General features: G+C 52.4%; 21 protein-coding genes. 11 read left to right on the forward strand and 10 right to left on the reverse strand.

What is annotated here, in order from left to right:
- Positions 1-273: 273 nt before the first annotated feature.
- Positions 274-2,994, forward strand: a complete 2,721-nt coding sequence (locus tag LX87_RS26035; RefSeq protein WP_262511107.1) for a PAS domain S-box protein — start codon at positions 274-276, stop codon at positions 2,992-2,994.
- A 70-nt stretch (positions 2,995-3,064) separates the two neighbouring features.
- Here LX87_RS26035 and LX87_RS26040 read toward each other — a convergent pair whose 3' ends face one another.
- The 3 genes from LX87_RS26040 to LX87_RS26050 form a co-directional block, all read right to left on the reverse strand.
- Complete coding sequence (locus tag LX87_RS26040; protein ID WP_111631236.1) at positions 3,065-3,877, reverse strand: SDR family oxidoreductase; 813 nt, start codon at positions 3,875-3,877, stop codon at positions 3,065-3,067.
- Positions 3,878-3,911: 34 nt separating this feature from the next.
- Positions 3,912-4,664 (reverse strand): carboxypeptidase-like regulatory domain-containing protein, encoded by a 753-nt coding sequence (locus LX87_RS26045; protein WP_170139461.1) that lies wholly within the window; start codon positions 4,662-4,664, stop codon positions 3,912-3,914.
- Positions 4,665-4,850: 186 nt separating this feature from the next.
- On the reverse strand, positions 4,851-5,231 hold the full coding sequence (locus LX87_RS26050; protein ID WP_111631238.1) for a hypothetical protein: 381 nt from the start codon (positions 5,229-5,231) through the stop codon (positions 4,851-4,853).
- Positions 5,232-5,771: 540 nt separating this feature from the next.
- On the opposite strand from LX87_RS26050, the gene LX87_RS26055 reads away from it, so the two are divergent.
- Complete coding sequence (locus LX87_RS26055; protein WP_111631239.1) at positions 5,772-8,474, forward strand: DUF5686 and carboxypeptidase regulatory-like domain-containing protein; 2,703 nt, start codon at positions 5,772-5,774, stop codon at positions 8,472-8,474.
- Positions 8,475-8,620: 146 nt separating this feature from the next.
- Positions 8,621-9,334, forward strand: a complete 714-nt coding sequence (locus tag LX87_RS26060; RefSeq protein ID WP_229310826.1) for a hypothetical protein — start codon at positions 8,621-8,623, stop codon at positions 9,332-9,334.
- Here LX87_RS26060 and LX87_RS26065 read toward each other — a convergent pair.
- Positions 9,312-10,082 carry a LytR/AlgR family response regulator transcription factor gene (locus LX87_RS26065; RefSeq protein WP_111631241.1) on the reverse strand — a complete coding sequence of 257 codons (771 nt, stop codon included), beginning with the start codon at positions 10,080-10,082 and terminating at the stop codon, positions 9,312-9,314. The genes LX87_RS26060 and LX87_RS26065 overlap by 23 nt on opposite strands.
- Positions 10,079-11,233 carry a sensor histidine kinase gene (locus tag LX87_RS26070; protein WP_111631242.1) on the reverse strand — a complete coding sequence of 385 codons (1,155 nt, stop codon included), beginning with the start codon at positions 11,231-11,233 and terminating at the stop codon, positions 10,079-10,081. Before LX87_RS26070 ends, LX87_RS26065 begins: the two co-directional genes overlap by 4 nt.
- A gap of 485 nt (positions 11,234-11,718) precedes the next feature.
- Between LX87_RS26070 and LX87_RS26075 the strand changes: the two genes are divergently transcribed.
- Positions 11,719-12,156 carry a hypothetical protein gene (locus LX87_RS26075; protein ID WP_111631243.1) on the forward strand — a complete coding sequence of 146 codons (438 nt, stop codon included), beginning with the start codon at positions 11,719-11,721 and terminating at the stop codon, positions 12,154-12,156.
- A gap of 55 nt (positions 12,157-12,211) precedes the next feature.
- On the opposite strand, the gene LX87_RS26080 is transcribed toward LX87_RS26075, so the two are convergent.
- Positions 12,212-12,979, reverse strand: a complete 768-nt coding sequence (locus tag LX87_RS26080) for a DUF5958 family protein (protein WP_111631244.1) — start codon at positions 12,977-12,979, stop codon at positions 12,212-12,214.
- Between the two features lie 223 nt (positions 12,980-13,202).
- Between LX87_RS26080 and LX87_RS26085 the strand changes: the two genes are divergently transcribed.
- The 4 genes from LX87_RS26085 to LX87_RS26100 all read left to right on the forward strand — a co-directional run bounded on the left by LX87_RS26085 (position 13,203) and on the right by LX87_RS26100 (position 16,043).
- Positions 13,203-14,036 carry an ABC transporter ATP-binding protein gene (locus LX87_RS26085; protein WP_111631245.1) on the forward strand — a complete coding sequence of 278 codons (834 nt, stop codon included), beginning with the start codon at positions 13,203-13,205 and terminating at the stop codon, positions 14,034-14,036.
- A gap of 109 nt (positions 14,037-14,145) precedes the next feature.
- A complete protein-coding gene (locus LX87_RS26090; RefSeq protein ID WP_111631246.1) occupies positions 14,146-14,940 on the forward strand; it encodes a hypothetical protein in 795 nt (264 codons plus the stop codon).
- A gap of 2 nt (positions 14,941-14,942) precedes the next feature.
- Positions 14,943-15,332, forward strand: coding sequence for a GntR family transcriptional regulator (locus LX87_RS26095; protein ID WP_111631247.1), 390 nt, complete (start codon positions 14,943-14,945; stop codon positions 15,330-15,332).
- A gap of 27 nt (positions 15,333-15,359) precedes the next feature.
- A complete protein-coding gene (locus LX87_RS26100; protein ID WP_111631248.1) occupies positions 15,360-16,043 on the forward strand; it encodes a hypothetical protein in 684 nt (227 codons plus the stop codon).
- Between the two features lie 3 nt (positions 16,044-16,046).
- Here the strand turns inward: LX87_RS26100 and LX87_RS26105 are convergent, their stop codons facing one another.
- Complete coding sequence (locus tag LX87_RS26105; RefSeq protein WP_111631249.1) at positions 16,047-18,434, reverse strand: penicillin acylase family protein; 2,388 nt, start codon at positions 18,432-18,434, stop codon at positions 16,047-16,049.
- Between the two features lie 48 nt (positions 18,435-18,482).
- The gene (locus LX87_RS26110) at positions 18,483-19,286 is read right to left on the reverse strand and encodes an alpha/beta fold hydrolase (RefSeq protein WP_111631250.1); all 804 of its coding nucleotides are present in this window, start codon (positions 19,284-19,286) and stop codon (positions 18,483-18,485) included.
- An 86-nt stretch (positions 19,287-19,372) separates the two neighbouring features.
- On the opposite strand from LX87_RS26110, the gene LX87_RS26115 reads away from it, so the two are divergent.
- Both LX87_RS26115 and LX87_RS26120 read left to right on the forward strand, forming a co-directional pair.
- Positions 19,373-19,615, forward strand: coding sequence for a hypothetical protein (locus tag LX87_RS26115; protein WP_111631251.1), 243 nt, complete (start codon positions 19,373-19,375; stop codon positions 19,613-19,615).
- Positions 19,616-19,626: 11 nt separating this feature from the next.
- Positions 19,627-19,824: a hypothetical protein gene (locus LX87_RS26120; protein ID WP_111631252.1), complete on the forward strand. Its 198-nt coding sequence runs from the start codon at positions 19,627-19,629 to the stop codon at positions 19,822-19,824.
- 100 nt (positions 19,825-19,924) lie between these two features.
- Here LX87_RS26120 and guaA read toward each other — a convergent pair whose 3' ends face one another.
- On the reverse strand, positions 19,925-21,457 hold the full coding sequence (gene guaA, locus LX87_RS26125; RefSeq protein ID WP_111631253.1) for a glutamine-hydrolyzing GMP synthase: 1,533 nt from the start codon (positions 21,455-21,457) through the stop codon (positions 19,925-19,927).
- A gap of 135 nt (positions 21,458-21,592) precedes the next feature.
- Positions 21,593-22,819 (reverse strand): exo-beta-N-acetylmuramidase NamZ family protein, encoded by a 1,227-nt coding sequence (locus tag LX87_RS26130; protein WP_111631254.1) that lies wholly within the window; start codon positions 22,817-22,819, stop codon positions 21,593-21,595.
- A gap of 139 nt (positions 22,820-22,958) precedes the next feature.
- Between LX87_RS26130 and LX87_RS26135 the strand changes: the two genes are divergently transcribed.
- Complete coding sequence (locus LX87_RS26135; protein ID WP_111631255.1) at positions 22,959-24,197, forward strand: ABC transporter permease; 1,239 nt, start codon at positions 22,959-22,961, stop codon at positions 24,195-24,197.
- Positions 24,198-24,708 lie beyond the last annotated feature (511 nt).

Below are 24,708 nucleotides of genomic sequence, written 5' to 3' on the forward strand. Positions count from 1 at the left end.
CCGTGATGGAAAGAAACATTTAGATAAATCCGGCGAATCCAATTATTTGAATAACCAAACGGATGGGATACGGGTTTGCTTTACCAAAGCCCAGGACTGATTTATAGTCTATTCCTGCTTAACTTCGCCGTGGAGCAAGCCTGAAGTAACGCTCGTGTATGAATAATAAGCCATTTCATTCGTCAGCACCCGCTACTGATGATTTTAGAATACTTGTTGAATCTTTCGCTAAGGCTACCTGGGAAACCGGTCCTGCCGGGGAATATCTGAACGATTCTCCGGGTTGGCGGACCTACCTATACCGGACAGAGCCTGGAAGCTTGGAAGAGCCACGGCTGGGTCGAAACCGTTCACCCCGACCAGCGTCAGCAGATCCTCCTGGAGTGGCAACGGTCCCTCCGGCAACGCATTCCACTTAACATCGAAGCGCGTGTGGGCAGCCCGGATGGGCACTGGCAATGGACTAATGTGCGGGCTACGCCGGTCTTTACCCCCGCTGGACTGGTGAGCAAGTGGGTGGGTATGGCCATTGACATTTCCGCGCAAAAACAAACCGAACTGGACCTGCACGAATCAGAAGCTACGTACCGCACCCTGGTCGATACCATGGACGAAGGCTTCTGCATCATTGAAGTCCTTTTTGATTCTGCCGGAAAACCGTACGATTACCGTTTTCTGGAAATCAACCCGGCCTTCGAGAAACAAACCGGTCTGACAGACGCCGTTGGCAAAACCATACGCCAGTTCATCCCTAATTTTGAAGAACACTGGTTTGAGCGGTACGGCCAGATTGCCCTGACGGGCGTACCGGCCCGTTTTGAAGATTTTGCCGTGGAGCTTGGACGGTATTATGAAGTATACGCATTCCGGGTTGGCGAACCCGAACAGCGCCGAGTGGCCGTTCTGTTCAACGATATTCTTGACCGCATTATCGCCCGTCAGAAACAGGAAGAAACCCAGCGTCAGGTCCTGGCGTTTTTTGAACAGTCGCCGGTTGGCATTGCCATCCTCAGCGGCCCGGAGCTGATCTTCACCATGGTCAATCCTTTCTATCTGGAATTGGTGGGCCGTACCTACGACCAGCTAATTGGCGAACCGCTCCTGGACGCCCTTCCGGAATTGCAGGGGCAGGGCTTTGACCAGCTACTCCTCGACGTGATGACCACCGGCCAGCCGTTCACCAACCGGGAAGTGGCCGTCGATCTGATTCGCAGCCAGCAACTGGAAACCGTTTATGTGGATCTGGCCTTTCAGCCCCAGTACGACATTGACCGTACTATTTTAGGCATTATGGTAATTGCTACCGATGTTACCCAGCAGGTAAGAGCCCGCCAGTCGGTCGAAGCCAGCGAAGCCCGGTTGCGTTCGATCATTGCCACGGCTCCGGCGGCAATGGGCTTGTTTGTGGGGCGGGATTTAGTGGTCGAACTGCCCAATCAGGCGTTTATTGATATTGTCGGCAAAGGTCCCGACATCGTTGGCAAGCCCCTTCGGGCGATCATGCCGGAACTGGAGAACCAGACGCTTCTGCAAATTCTGGACGAAGTTTATACGTCGGGCAAGATGTTCCAAAGCTTTGGCATACAGGTCAATATTGAACGCAATGGGGTAATGGCCCATAATTACTACAACATTACCTATACCCCCCTGCTCGATGATCAGGGGCAGACCTATGCCATTCTCGATATTGCCATTGACGTGACCGAATCCATCAGGGCCCGCCAGAAAATAGAAGAAGCCGAGAGTGCCCTCCGGGGTGCCGTTGAACTGGCCCAGCTCGGCACCTGGGAACTGGACGTTGCGACGCGGCAGGTCACGTATTCGGACCGTATTAAATCGTGGCTGGGAGTCTCCCAGGATGAAATTAAACTCAACCTCCTTTACAACCCGATTCATGAAGACGATCGCCAGCGCGTTGAAGCCTCCATTCAGGCTGCGTTCGAACCCGGCTCGCCTGGTCTTTACAATGAAGAATACCGGCTGGTAGAACACCGTACGGGTCATGTTCGAATTATTCACGCGCAGGGCCGGGTTTATTACGATGATCAGGGACGCCCCCTGAAAATGATGGGGACGGCGCAGGACGTCACCCAGCAGCGGCAACTGCAACTCGCGCTGGAGCAGCAGGTGCAGCAACGCACGGAAGAACTGGCAACGGCAAACGAAGAACTGGCAGCCGCAAACGAAGAGTTGCAGACGACCAATGAAGACATAGCCTCGATCAATGAACAGCTGCACTCCCTGGTTCACGACCTGAAGCGGTCAAACGACAATTTGCAGCAGTTTGCCTACATCGCTTCGCACGATTTACAGGAACCGTTGCGCAAGGTTCAGGCCTTCAGTTCGCTCCTGCAACACCAGTACGGGGAGCGATTGGGAGCGGATGGCCTCGATTATCTGGAGCGAATGCAAACGGCCGGAGAACGAATGTCGGCGCTCATTCGGGATTTGCTGGCATACTCCCGCGTTTCAACCCGCCAGCAGACGTATAACGTGATTTCGCTGAGCCATATTCTGGAAAAAGTCCTGCAAACTCTGGAATACCAGATTCAACAGACTCAGGCCCAGTTTGACATCGAACCGCTGCCGATGCTTAAAGGTGACGCCAGCCAGTTGGGCCAGCTTTTCCAGAACCTACTTTCAAACGCCCTGAAATTCAGCCGGAAAGACGAGACGGGGGTAATGGTTCCGCCCCGGATTCAGATTCGGGCGACCCGGGTTCCGGCCAGTGCGATTCCAGCCTGGGCCAAACCGATCAGTATGGCTGAGAACTTTCACCAAATTTGCGTGATCGATCAGGGAATCGGATTCGACAACAAATACCAGGAGCGTATATTCCAGTTATTCCAACGGCTGCACGGTAAAAGCGACTATGCCGGTACGGGCATCGGGCTGGCCATCTGTCAGCGGGTGGCCGAAAACCACGGGGGGACCATTACCGCCGACAGCCAACCGGGTCAGGGGGCAACCTTCTGCGTTTACCTGCCAGCCTGACCGAGATACGCTACCCTCAAAGGGAACGGGCTTACTTAACGGTCCTGTGTGCCTGCCCTCGAAAACCCGGTCAGGCCCCCTCCCGATTGCGCAGAATTCGGGACAGCAGACCCGGCAAAAACCGCTTCAGATAAATACCGAAGGTTTCCGGCCCTCCGATGTACACTTCCTCTTTTTTTCGGGAGACGGCTTTCAGCAGACGGCGGGTAAAGACATCGGGGGCCATCCCCTTTTCCTGATTGGCATCCATCTTGCCATGAACCTGCCCCGTTGCGTTCAGCGCCTGGAGGGAAATGGGAGTGCGGATGTAACCGGGGCACACGATGGTAACGTGCAAACCCGCCGAATGGGTTTCGGCCCTGAGCGCATCGTAAAAGCCATGCAGAGCGTGTTTGCTGGCGCAGTAGCCCGAACGGTATTTGACTCCCAGTTTCCCCGCCACACTACTGGTTACGACCAGATGCCCACTCCGCTGCGCCAGCATTAAGGGCAAAACGGCTTTGGTCAGAGCGATAGTCCCGAAGAAATTCACGTCCATCAGTCGTTGGTACACCGAAAAATCAGTCTCGGCAACGGTGCTTCGTTGGGAAATTCCGGCGTTAAGAAACAGGTAATCAATCCGGCCAAAGTGCTGCCGAACCCGTTCAACGTGAGCCGAAAACGCTCCAAAATCCGTAACATCCATCGGCAGTACCAGCACATTGGCCGCTGGCAAACCCGTTTGCCGGGCCACACGCTCGAGTTCGTCCGCCCGGCGGGCCGACAAAACCAGTTTGATGGGATGAGCCTCGTTTGCGTTCCGGCTCAGTTCCAGCGCAATGGCCTCCCCGATGCCCGATGAGGCTCCTGTAATCCAGATGACTTTTTGGGTAAAAACCGACATAGAAAACCGTTCTAGAGACGGCTAATATAACGGCTTACAGCACACCAACCAGCAGACCCAGCCGGAAGTGTTCCGATCCCTCAAAATCCTCGTCTTCGAACAGCGCCGTTACCGAGGGTGCGTAATCGCGGGAAGAATCCTGAATGCTGACGCCCAGGCGCCGACCGGTTACTTTATCGCGGGCCGAAATGGTGTATTTCCCGAGCGGAATGTCTTTAATATGATAGTCTCCCCGCGGCATCATCGTAACGAGTTTTTTGCCCGTGCTGCCGTCAACCAGCGGCCCCTCGGGTTCGAGCGTAAGTTCGATGTTCTCCAAGGCGATGTGGTTAAAATCGTGGTAAACTTCCAGCGTAGCCCCGAGTGGCGTCGCCGTTTCATCGTCATTAGCGGTCCGTTTGCCCGTCAGGCGAAAGACAAAATTCCGGACCGCTCCGTCGTAGGCGGAAAACGCGCGGGTATCTTCCTGGTACAAAACCATCCGGTAGTTCCGGTTGTGGTACTTAACCGTTAGCGAACCACTAAGGGTGTAAGAGCCTTCTGCAATACCCGTGGGGACTTTAAAGCGGTAATTTCCCTGCCCATCGGTGTAGCCCGTAGTGGTTTTGTCATACATGTCCGTGCTATTTGCAATAATTTCGGCATTGGCAACCCCCTTGCCCTGGCTATCGACCACCCGGCCCTGAACAATACCCTGCCCGGACTTACCGTGCTCCTGCGGCCCCTCAACTTCGGGCTTGGTACAGGCCACTGCACCGAGCAGCACCATCATCAAAATCTGTTTCATCGCGTTCATTGAAATAGTATGTTGCTTTCACAGCAAAGATGAGTCGATAAAAGACGGGTTTTCAATACATCCCTACCCCAATTAGCCCAAAGGCTTCGTCAATTGGTGACAACTGGGTATGAATTGAATACAAAAAAAGCTGCACCCGACGGGCGCAGCTCTCCGAAAGTCAGCTATCCAGTTGGCTTATTTCTTTTTGTTGCCGCCAAAACGGATGGTTTGTGTTTTGCCGTTCACCTGGGCGGTCCAGTTCACCAGCAGCGTTTTGGGCGACGAGTTGCCGGAATAGCGGAATTCACTTTCTCCCTGATCCGCCAGGTAGTACGAATTGGCCTGCTGAACGACGTTATCAATGACAAACGTCGTAAATCCGCGCCCACTGACTTCCACTTCCGATGTACCGACCTGCTTAACCGTCACATCCGCGTTTGAATACGAAGCAACGCCCACATTATCTTCGACACTCATGGGGCCCGTGAACGTTCCGCCAAGGGACGGGCTGGCCTCTTTGTCTTTGCATCCACTCAGAGACGCCAGAACAAGCAACATTAAACCGATTTTTTTCATACGCATTCTTTAACGATGGAGTGGTTTACCTTAAAATTTGAACCTCGGCTACGGACAGTTTTGGGCCTAAAGAAAGCACCCTGAAAGATGCTCAGACCGCGTTACCACCGTAATCCGAAGCCCGAAATTGCAGGGAAAGGACAAAAAAGCGCCCCGTCATAGGATTGAATTGCGCAAAACATCGGTTTAACCGGCTGAAAAGCGAAATGATCTGTCTGGGGTTATCAGACATTTTTGGAGGTAAAGTAACCTGATCCTCTACTTTCGCTGCCGTAAAAATGCCACAAACCGCCAGACTTTTCCGATCCGATCGGCCATCACTTCGCATTGGTCGAGGACAATCTTACAGGATGGGTCTGTGCGACGAAATCACAAATCATGTTAAAAATGGGGTATTTATTCCGGGCGTTGGCAACTTTACACCTTCCTTTTGCATCATATCTTATAAATCCGCCATTCTGGCGCCGGCCTGGTCGGTAAACCATTGCACCGGAACGCCAAAATCGGTAGCTTTCTCCCTACGAACATACAGCCTGAACGATGAAATACCTGCTTACCTTCCTGCTTACGCTTTGTTTGATTCAATTCTCAACGGCTCAGGGCATTCGGGGAACGATCAAAACCACCAAAGGCGAGGTTCTCCCCTACGCGGCTATTGTGGTCAAAGGAACGTCGAACGGGGCGGTTACGAATGCGGAAGGTCGCTACGAAATACCGCTTAAACCGGGAAAATACGCCATCGTTTTCCAGTACTTAGGCTTTCAGGCGCAGGAAAAAACCGTCGAAATTGGCAGCGGCTGGCAGACTATCGACGTCACAATGGAAGAACAGGCGTTTCGGTTGCAGGAGGTACAGGCCCGCCAGGGAAAGGAAGATCCGGCCTACAGCATCATGCGCCGGGCCATTGCCAAAGCCAAGTACCACGAATTGCAGGTTATGAGCTACACGGCCCGCGCCTATACCAAAACGTCGTTCACCGTCACCGACCTGCCCATGCAGTTCATGTACCGGAAACAACTGAAAGAAGCCGAAAAAGACGGTTTCAAAATCGGCGTTCCGATGCTCTACGAGTCGGTTTCGGAGGTTACGTTCCGGCAACCCAACACCTACCGGCACCGGCTGATGGCAACCCGCAGTTCGATGGGCGACAACGTTTCGGTCAACGATTATTTTCTGTCGAGTTTCTACCGCCCGGAGGTCAACAACGCCGTTTCACCCCTGTCGCCCAAAGCGTTTGCCTATTACAAGTTTGAGTATCAGGGTACGTTCAGCGAACGCGGTATTGATGTGAGCAAGATTGCCGTTAAGCCACGGGCCTACGGCGAGGGCGTTTTCCGGGGTACTATTTTTATCATCGAAGACACCTGGGCCATTCACAGCCTGCAACTGGAAACCCGCAATCCGCTCGGTTTCGACATCAAAATCCGGCAGGTTTACAGTCCCGTTCAGAACGTCTGGCTGCCGGTCAACCAGCGGTATAATCTGGAAGGCAAAATTATGGGAGCCGCTGGCAACGCGCAATTTGTGATCAGTCAGACGTTCAGCAAACTTCAGGTCAACCCGGCTTTTGTTGAGGAGGTGAAAATCATTGACGAAAAGGTGGAAAAACCGGCGGTTCGGCTGTCGAACAAAGATATTAAAGGCCAGAAGCTGGAAGATAAAATTGCCCGGCAAAAGGAGTATTCGGCCAAAGACTTCAAAAAGTTGCTGAAAGAATACGAAAAACAGGAATACCAGGCCAAGAAAGAACGGAACGAAGAGGTAGAAGTGGCACGGAATGACTCCACGGTTATTGATTCGCTGGCCAGCAAACGCGGCAATGCCTTCTGGGATTCGCTCCGGACGGTTCCGCTGACCTCGGCTGAGATCAAAAGCTACGTCAAACGGGATAGCCTGCAAATTGTCCGGAAAATTGAAGTGCAGAAAGACAGCACCAAAGCCGTGAAGGATTCGACCCGTAAGCAGCGTTCGAGCAAGACCTTCAAGCCGGGACAGATCATTTCGGGCAACACCTGGACGTTCAGCCCGCGAACCGCCCTGACCTGGGCCAGCCCGCTGGAGAAAATTTATTACAATACCGTCGAGGGCTACACCGTTGATCTGGGTCTGCGGCTGCGGTACCATCTCCGAAAACCGCAAAAAGACTCCACGCGCCGACGCGTCACCTACAAGCCCACCCCCGACCTGACCGTGGGCGGAGCAGGACGCTACGAATTCGGCATGAAACGGTTTATCGGCACCGGCGGGATTACCTACAATTACAAAACCACAAATGTGAGCCTGACGGGCGGGCGGTGGGTCAACCAGTTCAACCCCAACGAACCCATCAGCCCGTTTCTCAATTCGCTGACCAGTCTGCTGTTCGAACGAAATTTTGCCAAATTCTACCAGCGGGATTTCCTGCGGCTGGGCGTAGCGGCACAACCCTTCAAAAGCCGGATTAACGTAACGGGTAGCCTCGAATATGCCGAACGAACCGAACTGGCCAATTACCGGGAGAACCTGAAACCGTGGATCAACTGGAATCAGTATAGTTTTACGCCCAACCGCCCAACGAACGCCGAGTTGGTATCGGCGGGTTTTCCGGAGAACCAGGCGCTTATTTTCAATATTGCGGTTTCGGGAAAACTGGCGGCCACGAAATACCGGATTCGAAACGGTCGGCGGGTAGCCAGCCGCAACAACAGCCCGGAGTTGACGCTAAATTACCGCAAGGGAATTCCGTTTCAGTCCGGCGTGGTGGAAGCCAGCGATGTGGATTACGATTTTCTGCAAGCCGGCCTGAGCCATTCGTTTGAAACCGGTATCCGGAGCCGGTTGAGTTATAACGTTTCGGCGGGGGCCTTCCTGAACGACAAAGCCGTGTTCTTCCCGGATTTCAAGCACTTTCAGGGCAACGAGTTTTTCCTGCAACAAGGCGACCCCACGGCCATTTTCCGGATGTTACCCTATTACCAGTACAGCACCGGCAAGCGGTTTGTAGAAGGCCACGTCCTGATGGAATACCGCAAGTTTCTGATTACACAACTGACGCTGGTGCGGCTAACGGGCTTGAAAGAGAATCTATTTGTCCACTACCTCGGCACACCCAGCTCCCGCAACTACACCGAAGTAGGCTACGCCCTGGACGGTTTGATTCCGGGCATATTCCCCTTCTTCCGGATTGAAGTGATTTCGCAGTGGCAGGACTGGCAATACCAGAAGCTCGGTTTCCGGATTGGTACCACCCTCAAATTCCGCTAACACGCCCAACCCCGGCAGGCGGTACTTTTCGGTATCATCCGGGGCGGTGTCGGGGCACCGTTTAAAAATATTTTGACAATCTTTTCAGAGAATCGGTACAGACCTATCAATTTTGGCGGGTCTTGTCTTGAAGTATGAAAACGGTTTTGATCTTAATAGGACTGGTTTGGCTGGGCAGCACAACCAGTTGGGCGCAAACCGTATCGACCCAATTACCGATTGATACGGTGCCCAATCCGGGTCGGAAACCGATCCGGTGGACGGTTAATCTTGACTTTCGGAATTCATTTATCAACCGCCAGCCCGTCAACGTCTGGGGTGTCAATACGGGTATTGTGGTGGGTGAAAAACGGCACCAGATCACGGTCGGGTACTACTGGCTGTCGTATAATTCCTATTTACGGCTGATCAACTGGCAGCGCAATGCGGCCAAACGGCTCAATCTGGAATATTACACCAAAACCGATATGGCCTACGCCAGCCTGCTGTTCTGGGACAATCTGATCAATAACCGTCGGTGGTTGTTGAGCATTCCGCTCGAAATCGGGGCCGGAAAAGCCTCGGCCATTCGACAGGATACCCAGACCGATACGCTGAAAGGCTGGGCGCACTGGGATTTTTTCATGCCGGTTCAGGCGGGTGTTTATGGGCAGTGGAAAGCCACCCGCTGGCTGGGGCTGAGTGCGCAGGTGGGCTACCGGTATTCCATTTTCCAAACCAACGTCAATCAGCACTACAACGGCATGTACTACAGCGTCGGAACGGTGGTCTATCCGGAATTTTTCCGGGATGTCTGGGGATTTATACGGCATAAAGAACGGCCCCACAAGTCGCTGCTCAGCGCCCCAGCCACTCCTTGAAAGCCGTTACCCGGTCGATGCTCACAAACACTTCCTGCCGGGCTTCGGGCAGCAGTTCAAGCTTCAGCTTGCTGCCGGAATAGGTATACACCGATTGAATGGCCGGTAATGCCACCAGAAACGAGCGGTTGATCCGGAAAAACTGGTTAGGGTCCAGCAACTGCCCCAGCTTATCCAGGCTGTAGTCGATGACGTAATTCTGCCCCTGTTGGGTCGTCAGAAACGTGGCCTTGTTTTCGAAGAAGAAGTAGGCAATGTCGTCGGTCTGCACCGAAAAAAGCCGTGGGCCGACCGTTACCATAAACCGGTCGCGGTAGGTATTGGGCCGGTAATTTGCCTTCATCTGGGCCAGCACGTCCGAATTGACCGACAGTTCTAGGCGACTGTGACGCAGGGTTTTAAATTTATCAATGGCCCGCGCCAGGTCGTCGGCATCAATTGGTTTGAGCAGGTAATCAATGCTGTTGGCCTTGAAGGCTTGCAGCGCGTATTCGTCGTACGCCGTCGTGAAGATAATGGGTGTGGTCAGATTGAGCTGGTCGATGAGGTTGAACCCCAGATCGTCTTCCAGGTGAATGTCCAGAAAAATCAGATCAGGCTCTGCTTCGGCGTGGTTTTCAAACCAATCGACCGACTTGGCCACCGACGGCAGCTGGGCCAGAACCCGAACGGCGGGGTCGTAGTCGTTCAGCAGCTTAACCAGTCGCTGGGCGGTAAGTTCCTCATCTTCAACGATCAGTACATTCATGGCAGCAACGGTATATGGACCACAAATTCATGTTCTTTTTCATCAACCACGACGGGTTTGGTGGTAAGAAGCTTATAACGACTGATAATGTTTTGCAACCCGAGTCCGGTTGACTCTTCCTTTTTCGGACGCAGCTGGAGGCCATTCCGGATGATCAGCGTGTCGTGCTGCTTCTGAATGGTAACCACCAGCGGTTTTTCGCTCGACATCTGGTTGTGTTTCACGGCATTTTCGATCAGCAGTTGCAGGGTCAGCGGGGCAATACCGTACCGGGCCGCGTCGCCCTCCGGAATGTCGATCACCACCCTGAGTTTATCCGAAAAACGGATGTTGAGCAGAAACAGGTATGAGTTGATGAATTCGAGTTCCGACTTAAGACTGATTCGCTCGGCGTTGCGCTGTTCCAGAATATAGCGGTACACTTTCGAAAGCCGGTTGATGTACTGTACCGACAGCGGGGTGTTGGTTTCGACCAGCGACGACAGAATGCTCAGGCTGTTGAACAGAAAATGGGGATTGACCTGGTTTTTCAGGGCCGAAAACTGCGCCTGTACGGCTTCCTGCTTGAGTTGTTCGCCCTTGACGCGCAGGTCTTCGAGCCGTTTGTAACCCCGGCGGTTAGCGGCCAGGTAAAACGCCGACAGCATGGCCATGACCGTCAGGCCGTCGTTGATTTTCCGGCGTCGTTCTACGTCTACCTGCCAGCAGTCGGCGCTGAAATACAACCTCCAGTTGACGGCTGGCGGACGTGATAAATGGTTTTCCAGCAAGTCGCTGATAGACACCCAGAGATAACGAAAAACACTGTTGAATAACACCGCCAGCGCCCCGGCCACGATCAGCGTCGCCAGTTGGGCGGGTAGTGTAAATTCGACCAGAAACTCCTTGCCCGATTGCCCGAAAAACCGTTGCTGAATCCACTCCGTTACGTTCAGCCAGAGCCAGAAGAACAGCATCGTGAACGCAACTTCCATGATCCAGAGCGGCCAGATTCGTTCCATTAACAGCCCGGCCAACCCGTTTTCTCCGCCCGGTCGGACAATGGGCCAGTTGACGTACACCCGAATGGGCCAGTAAATGACGAAGACCGTAGCCGCAAGCTGCCACTTCTGAAGATTTGAAAGCCGATGACTGGAGATGGCGGTATGCATTGGTTTTGTTCCGGTTGTGGGATATGGTTTTCAATAGACGGTTACCGGACCGAAGCAAGATAACGTCTCAGCCGTTAACCCCGAATACCACGAACGGTAAACACTTCAGCACTAAGACAAATCCCCGGGAAGTGCCGGGGATTGTGCGAAATAAAACCAATTATTACAAAACATATCTGAGTGCATAACACCCAGACCCTGCAAGTTAGGCCGATTGGGCGGAAGAAGCCACTCAAAATTGCTGAATACCGTATTATCACAGATGAATGGCTTATTGTGTCGGATGAATCAGGATGGTACTATTTCAGGAATCAGCCAATCAGAAGGAGTCTGTTGGGTAAACACAGCCGGATCAACCGCTTCAACACTGGTCGTAGGGTCAGCAGGAAGACCGGTTAGCGGTGGGTGTGCGGCTGGTAAGATCTCCTCATGAAGGGTATACCAGAAAACTATTGCGCACGTTATTGACTAAAAAAACTGCTCCGATGAAAGCCATCCTGATTGTTGCCCTGTTAGGCATTGGTATTGGCCTGCTGCAAGCTGAAGCGGCCCCTTTCTGTTCCAGAACCGTCCAGTCTGATTCTATACCGTCGCAGCGCAGGGTTGGGCTTGCCGGGCAAAAATTTCAACCAAAACCCGCTTTTCTATTATCCCAACCTGCTTTACAGTCGCGCCCCCGCTATCATACGCAAATCATCCGGCCCCGGGCCAATCAGAAGGAGAACGGGCAAACTCCGGCTGAGCTTTCCCTGATACACCCGGTAATTGATGAAAAAACGCTGTCTGTTCAGGTCGGTAAAGACGTGCTACAGCCCGGCAAAGATTACGCTTACAGCCCGTCCACCAACCGGGTCAGGATTCTGAACCCGCGGGTTTTGCAATCAAATGAAATCATTGAAATCATGTACGATACCCGGAAGTAAAGCTGGCCCCATCCATGAATAACACTGTACATTAATGATTCTCAACGGGATAAACCTACCCTGTTTCTCCCGGCTCATCCAGTTCCCGTGTATGTCGGCCTACCACTTCCTGCATTACCTGTACGGCCCGGAATGGTTTTAAATGATACCGTTTGGAAAGTGCTCTCATCACAGAACCGGACAGCATGAACGCTGCATAATTATACTTGTTATCTTCAATTGACGCCGTTACTATTTCCTCATAACGAACGAAATGGTAGGTACCCGAAGCACTGGCCTGAACGTTCTGAACTTTAGCCGCCCGCAACATCTGACTCGCATGGTGGAGCTTGGCGATACTGGCAAACTCACCGCGAAAACCAGGATGCTGATAAATTTCTTCAACCAAGGCGCGATGGTTGGTCAGGATATTCGCTACCGCATTATTATCAGCCAAATCCTGAAACCACCAATCAACTGCATTTTTCCTTTCCAACACGAATTGGCGTTGATAGGTGGCCTTAAACAGTCTTAACAAGGTTAAATACGACTTTTCAAGTACATCATTCGCCAAATCAATTCGCAGGCTCACCTGAGTCAGTCTTTTTTTACGAGGAAAATAAACACCGATTTCGACCGGCCCAGCACTTTCCGTCGGCATATTCGCTGATGCCTGCTCGATCTCAAAATTAGTAGGCTCGAGTTCACCGATTAACCGGGTCATGTCAAAGATTCGATCTGTTTTATCATCGTCATTTAGCTGGCGAAAGTGATCGAATAAATCATCTTCTGAACGGATGCCCTGCGCAAATTCAACAATCATAACTTCCTCTTCCAGGCTCATGTTCTTTGCAAAAAAGGTTAGAGATAACGGCGTCTTGCTTTACAGCTAAAAACAACGCTTGTGTCTGGAAAAGGTAAGCAGATTCATACAACTTTCCTGCTTTTGAGCCACTTAATATTCCGCCGTTTACGAAAAGATCGAAATCATAATCGGCCACATGCTTGACATTATGAAAAGAATTTTGATCCTTTACGGTGTATTAGACAAATAGTACACTAAAACTATGATCGAGCTTACCAATCTAACCTTCGGTTATAACCAGAAAAAAATCTTGTATCGGGATTTGGACCTTTCCCTGCAACCGGGCAGTATCTACGGTTTACTGGGAAAAAACGGCGCGGGCAAATCGAGCCTGCTGCGGCTGATGGGCGGTTTGCTCTACCCCACAGCCGGAACCATCAACGTAGCCGGGTTTACGCCCCGCAAACGCGAACCGGCTTTTTTGCAGGAAATGTATTTTATTCCGGAGGAAATCTACCTGCCGTCGGTTTCGCTCAACCGCTTTATCGACACGATGGGGCCGTTTTACCCGAAGTTCAGCGAGTCGCAGTTTCGGAAATACCTCGTTGAATTTGACGTGCCGCCCGATCAGAAGCTAACGGCGATGTCGTACGGACAGAAAAAGAAGGTCATCATCAGCTTCGGACTGGCCACCAACACGCGGGTGCTGATCATGGACGAACCCACCAATGGGTTGGATATTCCCTCGAAAAGCCAGTTCCGCAAGATTGTTTCCTCCGCCCTCGCCCCCGAACGGCTTGTGCTGATTTCGACCCACCAGGTGCGCGATCTGGACAACCTGATCGACGGTATCATCATCATCGACGAAAGCGAAATCCTGCTGAATCATTCACTCAACCACATTGGCGACCGACTGATGTTCAGTACACTAAGCAGCGTAACCGAAGCCGACCGGGTGCTGTACGCCGAACCGTCGATGCGCGGCTATTCGGTGGTGATGGAAAACCTCGAACAGGAAGACAGCCGGGTTGATCTGGAACGGCTTTTCAACGCCGTCGTTACCAACCGGGACGGTATCAAAAACATTTTCCGCTAACCGTATGAGCCTCCTGCCCATCTTCCAGATTTTGCTAACGGCGCTCCTGTCGGACTTACCCGCTCCCCTGCTCTCTTTTATCTCCGATCTCACGTCTCTCTTCTAAACCATGAACCAGACTTTTTCAATCAACCGTTTGGGCCTGCTGCTGAAGCTCCATCTGATCGAGCATCTTAAATCGTATCTGCTCGGGGCAGGGCTTCTGTTTGGACTCCTGCTGGCTTTGCTGCTGCCCAATGCCACCCGGATTTCGGTATTTAGCACAAACGTGTACCAGAACCACGCCCTTCTGTTTGGCGTGTTTTTCTGCGGAGCTTCCGCCTGGTTTGCCAGCGAATTGTTCCGGGTGGTCAGCGGTCCTCTCCGGGGCATTCCCTATCTGATGCTACCGGCCTCTCAACTAGAGAAGTTTCTGGAGGCTTTTCTGATGCTACTGTTGTTCGTACCAATTTTTCTGGGTGTCTTTTATACCGCCGAAGGAATCTGCTTTTCAATCATCAACGCCCGTCTGCCGGCCTCATCACCCCGGTATGAGCTACTAAATCCGGTTGGCCCGTACATGGACCCGTTTCTGGGTTACCTAACCTACATAACACCTTTCTTTTTTCTGGTTGGCTCCATGTATTTCCCCAAATTACCGTTCGTTAAGACCGGAGCCCTTGCCATTACCTTGCTGATCGTTACCGTTGCTTTCGTAAACGACTTTATTATTGATCTGCTCTTTCCCGCGCGGGACTATTACGGTTCAACGCTGTTTCGGGAAGTGAATTTCACCCAGGACGGGCGCTGGTATTCCGTTGGATTAACGGGCACGCCTAAATTGATCATTAATTCGATTCTGGCACTGATGATTCCGGCCCTGTGGTATATCGCCTATGTACGTTTTAAAGAGAAAGAACTTTGAGTATGGATTTTCGGGATAAAAAAGCCATTTACCTCCAAATTGTTGATTACGTCTGCGAAAAAATCCTGCTGAACCAATGGCCGCCGGGCGAACGGATTCCCTCCGTGCGGGATCTGGGTGTCGAACTGGAAGTAAACCCAAATACAGCCATGCGCAGCTACGATTTTTTGCAGCAGAAAGACATTATTTACAACAAACGCGGCATCGGTTATTTCGCGGCTGACGAAGCTCCAGTGCACATTAAAGCCTACCGGCGGGAGCAGTTCATGACAACCGAACTGCCCCAATTTTTTCGGACACTTTACCTGCTCAACATTAGCATGGAAGACATTGAAGATCGGTATAAAACCTTCATCAAAACCGAATTTGACCCTAATTGGATTGACCAGTGATGGCTGAGTATAACTCATAAACCGCTCATGAAAACAAGCAATAAACTCCTGATCGCCCTGTTTCTCGCTGGCTTTCTCACCCTAATCGGTACTAACATGGCACTGCGGGCCGAATACGATAAAATTGACTTCAATAACCCCTTTCATGGCCTTTCCAGCCTGCCAGTCAAGCCGTTCCGGGTGCTAAAACTGGAAGGTGGCAAAACCGGCATTGGCCTGCTGAATGTGCAAACCGGTAAGCAATACGGCATTCATCTGCCAGAAAAAAACAAAGAAGATTTTAAGTTCCAGTCAAAGGGCGACACGCTAATCGTTCGTTACCAACCGCCGGATGCCTGGCAATCGAGCTATCGTTATAAATTTGACGCCAATCCAGTAGCTATCATTATGACGCCTACGCTCGATGCCCTGCATACAACCCGGATTAGTTGTATTCTAAAAGAAGTCAGGACCGACAAACTGACCGTTGTTCAGGAACGTGCGGGCGTCATGCTGACCAACAGCACCATCGGCACCCTGACCGTCACCGATACCCAGGGCAGCGATCTGCACGCCAAACCAACGAACCGGATTGGCACCGCCCTCATCACCTCCCGCGACAGTTCCAACCTGCTGGTTGAACACGATGTCTTCGGCACGCTGACGCTGGAAACCGATAGTCTGGCAACGGTAAAAGTACCGGGCGGACTGCTGAAAAAGCTAAAGTTATAGCCATTACGGCTCCAAAACCGTCCGCTTTTCCGTGACGGTTTTTATTTTTTCTTTCGTGAAGTAAACGGGAAAATAGTCATTTCTGACCCAGATCGGGAACAGATCACGGTAATGTGGGCTGGCCGGATCGCCCGACTGGCCGGGGCTATTGATACCCAGCGTTTTATCCCAATCCTGTGTATCGACCAGAATTCGGAAACTGGCTCCGTGCTCCTGATTCAGGCTGTTGCCGGTATTGTTGACGGTTTCGCCGTAGCCGCCCCTCGCCACCGGACCAATACCGTACTGGGCGGCTTGTTGGGGTGTCATGAGGTTCCGGAGCGGATGCGTCAGTTGAATATGTTTGTTGGCCGACTGGCCGTACCACCAGTGCGTCCGGTCGAAACCCAGGCGTTCGGTCAGATCAGCCACGGCCCCTTCCAGGCAGGTCAGCATCAGTTCCTTCCGATCAACGTTTTTCAAGGGACCGGGCGAACCGGGCTGCAACCATTCAATCAGCCTTTCCGTCGGAATTGACCTCATGTATTTTCGGGCGTTTTCGGGCACCACCTGCTCATAAACCGTTTCCCGCAATTGGGCTTCCCAGGCGGCATAAACCGCTGCCGTGATGGACCCCGGCTCCAGTTTAAAATCCCAGGCCACTAATTGCTGCCGGGCCCACTCCACGGGTTCATCAGATGCCTGCAAACCGTTCAGCAGGGGCACCAGCCGCCGGGCCGGAATGGACAGGTAGTCGGCCTGCAACGTTTTGAAATCGGTTAATGAATGCTTCGGCTTAGCTTTCAGGACCTCCGCAATGCGGTTGGCCCGCGACGGCGACGCCCAATCCCAGCCGATGGCCTTACGGTATGGATAGTTGGCCGGGGTCAGGTTGTTGTTGGCCGTAGCCAGAAAGCCTTCCGGCGGATTAGCCTTATGGGGCAATTGCAGAATGGGCAGAAAACCGTTCCATTCAAACCGTCCGTCGCCCGGCACCGGCACCAGACCCGTCCAGTTCGGGCGGATGGGCGAAATACCCGTCGCCTGCCAGCCAATCGACCCGTTTTGACCACCGGCTGGACGACCAGCCCAGACCATGTTTTCGCCCGGAATCCGGCTAAAGGCGCAGGCCTGCCGAAATTCATTCCAGTTTTTCGACTGATTCATGCGCAAACTGGCCAGATACGGCGCACAACCCGTTTCAAGCCAGGCCGCCCGAACGGCGTACAGCTTGTGATTTTTGGCGTCTTCAAACACCACCGGCCCGTGCCGCGTGTATTTCAACTGGACCACCGCCGGTTTTTGCCCTTTGACCGGTATCGTGTCGGAGATAATTCGCAGCGACTCCCACTTGCCCCGGTATTTGTATTGATCGGGATGGGACGGATTAACTTCGTAGACGTACAAATCCTCATTGTCGGTTTCAAAAATGGTCAGCCCCCAGGCACCAAACTCGTTGTGACCAATTGAAACACCCGGTAATGTTGGCTCTCCCGCCCCGACCACATTCCAGCCAGGAGCCTGTAAGTGAACCCAATACCGCAGCGATGGAATGGCCTGCGCCCGGTGCGGGTCATTAGCCAGCATGGGAAAACCGCTCGCCGACCGCTTGCCGCTGACCACCCAGTTGTTGGAGCCAACAAATTGTTTTTCGTTCTCGAACCAGACGGATGCTTCCTCTTCCGTTGCGCCCAGCCCCCGGTCTTTGGCGGTAAACCGGATGGGCAGCCGGAACGCTTCGTAGAGTTCCAGAATGGGCTGGAATAACTCGGCCCCATTGACGTGCAGACTTAAATCGGGGTCACCGGCTTTGGTGGCCGGATGAAACCAGGCCAGTTCCCGAACGTTCTCCGCACCCAGCAAATGCACCAGACGCCCATAATTCAGTTCGTCGCGCACGTTTTCCAGCAGCCCCTGATGCCGACTGATCACGACTTCGGGCGTCCATAAACCGGGCTGGGTTTTCAGGATTTTGAATTCAACCGGAAGCCGTTCGGGGGTTTGATTGATCTGCCGGATATACGCATTGATGCCGTCGACAAACGCCCGGACGATCTGCGGTCCGTGTGGGTGGTAGTGTTTGAGCTCCTGTTCCAGATTACCCCGGAATTTAAACAGCCGCGTGCCCTGGTCCCGCTTGATTTCCTGCGGTCCAAGCAGTTCGGCAACGGTTCCAGTGGCCTGCCGACGCCAGATTTCGAGTTGAAAAAGCCGGTCGGAGGCTGCAGTGTAACCCTGCGTAAAGAACAGGTCGTGTTCGTTCTGCGCGTAAATATGCGCTACGCCCCAGCGGTCGCGGAGAATTTCGACGGGTTGGCGCAGGCCCGGTAGTTTTAGATTTTCGGTAGATTGCGAACAGGAAAATGAACGGCTAAAAAGCAGGTCAATCAGTATCAATACCGTCAATCGCATACAAAGAAATACGGTTAAAAAGCAACAATAAATTTAGACGGGAAGGTATTAGTTTGCTGTTTTCAGAAATGCCAGTACCTCCCGCGCAAACCCTTCCGAAGCCGACGTAGTATTATGGTTGCCCGGCACGGTTTTCAGCGTAGCCGTCGGGATAAGTTTCGCCAGATCGCCCGCCCGGCCATTGTCTTCGTCCTGATCTCCGCAGATAATCAACACCGGTATTCTGACCTTGCCTAGCTCCGCCGGGCTGGTCGAGGGCTGGGTTTGTTGCTGGAACCCAAGCGCCAGCGTGTCCAGCCCCCGGCTTTTCGCCGAATTCAGGGCGCCCTGAAATTCCGGGTGCAGGTGGGCTTTTCCGCTGAACAATTCCGCAAACGCACGGCGACGGGGCCAGTCGGGATTGGTAAAATCCGCCCCCATACCTCCCAATACCGCCGAATGCAGATTTTTGTCCAGCACCAGCAACCGCGCCGTGATGATCGAACCGCGCGAATACCCCACAGCGTCGTAATTTTTCAGTTTCAGGTGCTTCATGAGCGCCATGATGTCGCGGGCTTCGGCATCGTTCTGGTAAGCCGCCAGCGTGTGCGGTTTGTCGGACAGGCCATTGCCCCGCAAATCGAGCTGCACCACTTGATAGCCCGCGTCGAGCAGCGTTTGCCGCAGAACGGCTTTTTGCCAGGAGGTGCTGTTGCCCATGAACCCGTGAACAAGCACAACGGGTTTGCCTTTTCCGGCCACTTCGTAATGGATTTTTGTACCATCGAAGGAGGTAAACAACGGGTCGCGCCCGGTTTGCGCCGAGGTAGTAACGGGCAGAACGAACAGGAAAAAAACGAGCAGGTTTTTCACGAAGTACGATGTTAGGACAAGTAAGGTACGAAAAAAACCTTTCGCTGACGGTGTGGTTATTTATCTATACATAAACTGAATACGCGATGAAAGACCCCGAATTGATTGGGTCGCGTGCGTGGCGCATGGACCCCGGCCTGTTCACCAATCAGAGTGGTGCGGCCATTGAAGACGGTGATGAGGACGAACTGGACAAAGCAGAGGAACAAACCGACCTCTACGACGAACCGGTGGACAAAGACGGTGATCCGACCGGCGAACACGATCATAATTACGACGACAACTACGCGCTCGGCGGCAAAGTAGCCCGGGGCGGTAGCGGCACTTAACGCAAACGTATATGGAAAATTACAATCCGGCCGAAGACGAAAATCAGGGCGTGGCCTCAACCCTGGCTCGTAATAACGACGATACCGGCGAAGAACTTGAACCGGATCTGAGTCCATCGGGCAACCTGCCCGGCCCCGAGCCCGATCTGGACGCAACGACGCTCTACGAAGACGAGGACGACGAAGACGGCCTGACCAGTGAGGATTGAAGAATTATGAATTATGAGTGAAGAGTTATGAGTTGGCCGCCCGGCGGTTAACGTGCGTCAGCCATAATTCATAACTCTTCATTCTTAACTCATCACTCTTTTATTCCCACTCGATGGTTGCGGGTGGTTTTGAAGAAATATCGTAGACGACGCGGTTGACGCCTTTGACGCGGTTGATGATTTCGTTGGAAATATCGGCCAGGAATTCATAGGGCAGGTGCGCCCAGTCGGCCGTCATACCGTCGACGCTCGTGACGGCGCGCAGAGCTACTACGCGTTCGTACGTCCGCTCGTCCCCCATCACACCGACCGATTGAATCGGCAGCAGAATGGCACCGGCCTGCCAGACCTGATCATACAGACCGTATTTCTTCAACCCGTTGATGTACAGGGCATCTACTTCCTGAAGGATATGTACTTTTTCGGCGGTAATGTCGCCCAGAATCCGGATGGCTAAACCCGGTCCGGGGAACGGGTGGCGTTTCAGAATGGCATCGGGCAGCCCCAGCGTTTTGCCAACGGTCCGCACTTCGTCTTTGAACAGGGTATTGAGCGGCTCCACAACTTTCAGCTTCATGAAGTCGGGCAAACCGCCGACGTTGTGGTGCGATTTGATGGTGGCCGACGGTCCTTTTACCGAAACCGACTCGATGACATCGGGGTAAATAGTACCCTGCCCCAGCCAGTCTACTCCTTCAATTAGATGGGCTTCTTGATCGAAAACCTCGATAAACGTCCGCCCGATGGCTTTGCGTTTGGCTTCCGGATCGGTCAGTCCCTCGAGGGCTTTATAGAATTGATCTTTGGCATCGACGCCCTTGATGTTCAGGCCCAAATGCTGGTACGACTCCAGCACGCTTTCGAATTCATCTTTCCGCAGCAACCCGTTGTCCACGAAGATACAGTACAGGTTCTGGCCGATGGCCCGGTGAACGAGCGTGGCTGCCACCGACGAGTCTACCCCGCCCGAAAGCGCCATGACCACTTTGTCGTTACCGATTTTTTCTTTCAGATCGGCAATGGTTGTCTCCACGAACGACTCGGCGGTCCAGTTCTGCGAACAGCCGCAGATATCGACTACAAAGTTTTTGAGCAGCATTTTGCCCTGCGTGGAGTGCGTCACTTCCGGGTGAAACTGAATGCCGTATGTAGGTTCATTTTCAACCTGAAAAGCCGCCACCTGTACGCTTTCCGTAGAAGCGATAATCTGGAAATTATCGGGTACCGACGTGATGGTATCCGCGTGCGACATCCAGACCTGCGTGTTGGCTTCCAGCCCTTTTAACAAGGTATTTTGCGTATTAAGCGTGCCTAGTTTGGCCCGGCCATATTCGCGGATAGCCGACGGCTGCACCTCCCCCCCACTGGTGTGGGCCATCAATTGGGCACCGTAGCAAACGCCCAGAAGGGGCATTTTGTGCCGAAAAGCCGCCAGATGAACCATTGGTGCGTCATCATCCCGGACTGAACACGGGCTGCCGGACAAAATGACGCCCTTAACGTCGTGGCTGATGGGCGGAATATGGTTATAAGGATGAATTTCGCAGTAAACATTGAGTTCGCGCACCCGGCGGGCGATAAGTTGGGTGTATTGCGAACCGAAATCGAGGATCAGAATTTGTTCGGTTGTCATGGTACGTATCCAAAACACAAAATTAGGGTGTTTTTAGGAACCGGGCAACTTAAACCGTTGAAACCCTTCCGGCAATCTATATTTCGGCTCCAATATCAGATACCGGAGCCGAACGAATTGGCGTCAGAACGAAGGTCAGTCCGGGTAAATCAGGTATTTTTTCCGTTTGGTTTTGTACTCACCCAAACCGGGTTCCCAGGTTTTGCGGATAGCCTCTTCCGTCATTCCGACTTTCAATTGCAGCCGCAACTGGTCGCTGCCGTACAGCTTGTCGATGTAATTGGTAGCCAGAAAGAACTTGTCTTTATCGACCGCCTTGTTATAAAAATCAATCAGGTATTTGAGCGTTAACCCCTGATTCGTAGCGTCAATTCCGGACAAATCCATGCCGTAACAGAGTTTGCCCTCCTGCGGTGGATTCATCGCACCCGGTTTATCCATCGGCGTAAACTGATAGGAGCCAAATTTCGGATTGCCCGGTCCGCCAATCACCTGAAACTGTTTGTCGGTGCCGCGTCCTACGCTGACGATTGTTCCTTCGAACAGGCAAAGCGTCGGATACAGCAGGATGGCCTGCTGATTCGGCAGGTTCGGTGAGGGGGCCACCGGCAGCGTATACGGCATCTGGTGCGTGTAGTTTTTTACGGGAACCACCGTCAGCGGACACAGCAGTTCGGCGGTACCTTTCAACGGTTTGAGCCACTTTTCGCCATTAATCATACGCGCCAGTTCGCCCACCGTCAGACCGTGCAGAATGGGAATGGGGTGCATTCCGACAAACGACTGGTACTGCCTATCCAGAATGGGGCCATCGACGTAGCGGCCGTTTGGATTCGGGCGGTCCAGTACAAGCAACGGCTTTTTGTATTCGGCGCAGGCTTCCATGGCGTAGTGCATGGTACTGATGTAGGTGTAAAACCGGGTACCTACGTCCTGAATATCAAAAATAACCACATCCAGCGAGTCAAGCTGCGCCTGTGTGGGCCGACGGTTGGCACCGTACAGCGAGATGATGGGTACGCCGGTCCGGGGGTCGCGGCCGTCGCTGATTTTTTCACCGTCGGTGGCCTGTCCGCGAAAACCGTGTTCGGGCGCAAAGATGGTTTTAATCGTAACCCCAAGCGCCAGCAGACTGTCTACCAGGTGCGTCTTGCCAATAACCGACGTGTGGTTGACAATCATCCCGACCCGTTTGCCAAGCAATGTGGGCACATACAGATTGGTTTGTTCGGCACCGGTCAGAATCCCGTCCGTCGATTGGGCCGCAGCCGTTTTTTTATTGGTTTGTCCGGAACAACCGATGGGCTGTCCGAATACCGCAACGAAGCAGAACAATAAGAGCAATTTTCCGGATGAAGTCATATCAGCTAAGCGTTTATCCTGCAAATCTGTTACTTTTATGTGGTATTTTATAGAAAACCGTTAACCGGTTGGCAATTTTTCCGTTATCCATCCGAACCGGTTCGCCGACACGGTCACCCGACTGTTAACTTCTTTACACTTGAACGTTCCGTTTTTCATTGCCCGGCGAATTCGCCATACGCCGACCGAGAGTTTCTCCGCCACCGTTACCAAGGTGGGTGTCGCCAGCATCGCCATCGGTCTGGCCAGCGTCATTGTCGCTTTTGCGGTATTGTTCGGTTATAAATACGCAATTCAGCAGAAAATCTTCGTGTTTGGGTCGCACATTACCGTCTCGAAATTTTCACTCAATAATTCGTACGAAGAAACCCCGCTGGCCCTGAAAACGCCCCTTTACCAGCAGGCCGGTACGATTCCGGGCGTTCGGCACATTCAGGGCGTGGCAACCAAAGCCGGGATGCTGAAAACCGCCGACGAACTGTCGGGTGCGATTCTGAAGGGTGTCGGACGCGAATACGACTGGGAGCTGTTCCGCAGTTCACTGGTAGCCGGAACCCTGCCCCGGTTTTACAAAGACAGCGCCCAGTGCAACCCGAATTATTCCTGTCAGGTGCTGATCAGCAAACGGATTTCGGAACGGCTTCAGCTCGACGTGGGCAAAGACGTAATCATGTACTTTATTGGCAACCAGCTACGCCCCCGCAAACTTCAGGTAACGGGCATTTACGATACAGGACTCGAAGAAGGCGATAATGTGATGGTCATCGGGGACTTACGGCTGATTCAGCAACTGAACAACTGGGGGGCCGACTCGGTGGGGAGTTACGAAGTCTTCGTCAACGACTTCAACGATCTGGACAACATATACCGACAGGTTCGGGAAGCTGCCTCGCCCGATATGCGGCCCATGCGCGTGACGGACATTTACAAACCGTTGTTCGACTGGATGACCCTCCTCGACCAGAATACCGGCATTTTTCTGGGCCTGATTCTTTTCGTGGCCGGTTTCAACATGGTTGCCATCCTGCTGGTTCTGATGCTGGAACGGACGCCCATGATTGGGTTACTGAAAGCCTTCGGAAGTTCCAATACGCTGATTCGGCGGGTTTTTCTGTACGTCGGCCTGAACATGGTCCTCAAGGGCCTGTTTATCGGCAACCTGCTTGGCATCGGGTTGTGCGCCCTCCAGTATTATTTCAAACTGATTCCGCTCGACCCCAAAAACTACTACATGGATACGGTTCCGATTGCCTGGAACTTCACGATAATTGCCCTGGTCAATGTCGCTACCATTGTGCTGATTGCGCTGGCTCTCTGGCTTCCAACGTTGGTGGCCACCCGTATACAGCCGGTTAAAGCGCTGGTCTTTAAAAAGTAAAAGGCGCTGAAAAATCTTTTTTATCCAACTTCCCGCTTCGGTATGCTACCAGTAAAATGGGTTGGGGCAAAGCCTCCAACCCATTTCGAAAAGAACTAACCCATATCTTTTTACTTAAAATGTCATTTTATATCACATCTATTATCACCTAGTAATATTACTCACATATATTTTTATTACCATTTTGTATATCATATACTTATGGGCCAGCTCTTTGATTTAAACTCTTGCACAATTTTATATCTTTTTATTAAATACATCAAGAATAAAATACCATCTTTTACTAAACGGCGACAATAATATTTCCCAATACAACCATCCCAATCCGATAATTAACAACACGAGTATAACCCTTTAAATCTTACCTAGTTCAACACGTGATGAATCAAATGCAAGTAGCTAACTTATAACATATTAACCTATAACTAACCCCCAGACTCCATCCTGACTACTGTATTTTTCTCATTTCCGGAGCCACCTTCATGTCTGGCAGTAATAATTACTTAATTAC

This window comes from Larkinella arboricola, from assembly GCF_003259745.1.
GTDB lineage: Bacteria > Bacteroidota > Bacteroidia > Cytophagales > Spirosomataceae > Larkinella > Larkinella arboricola.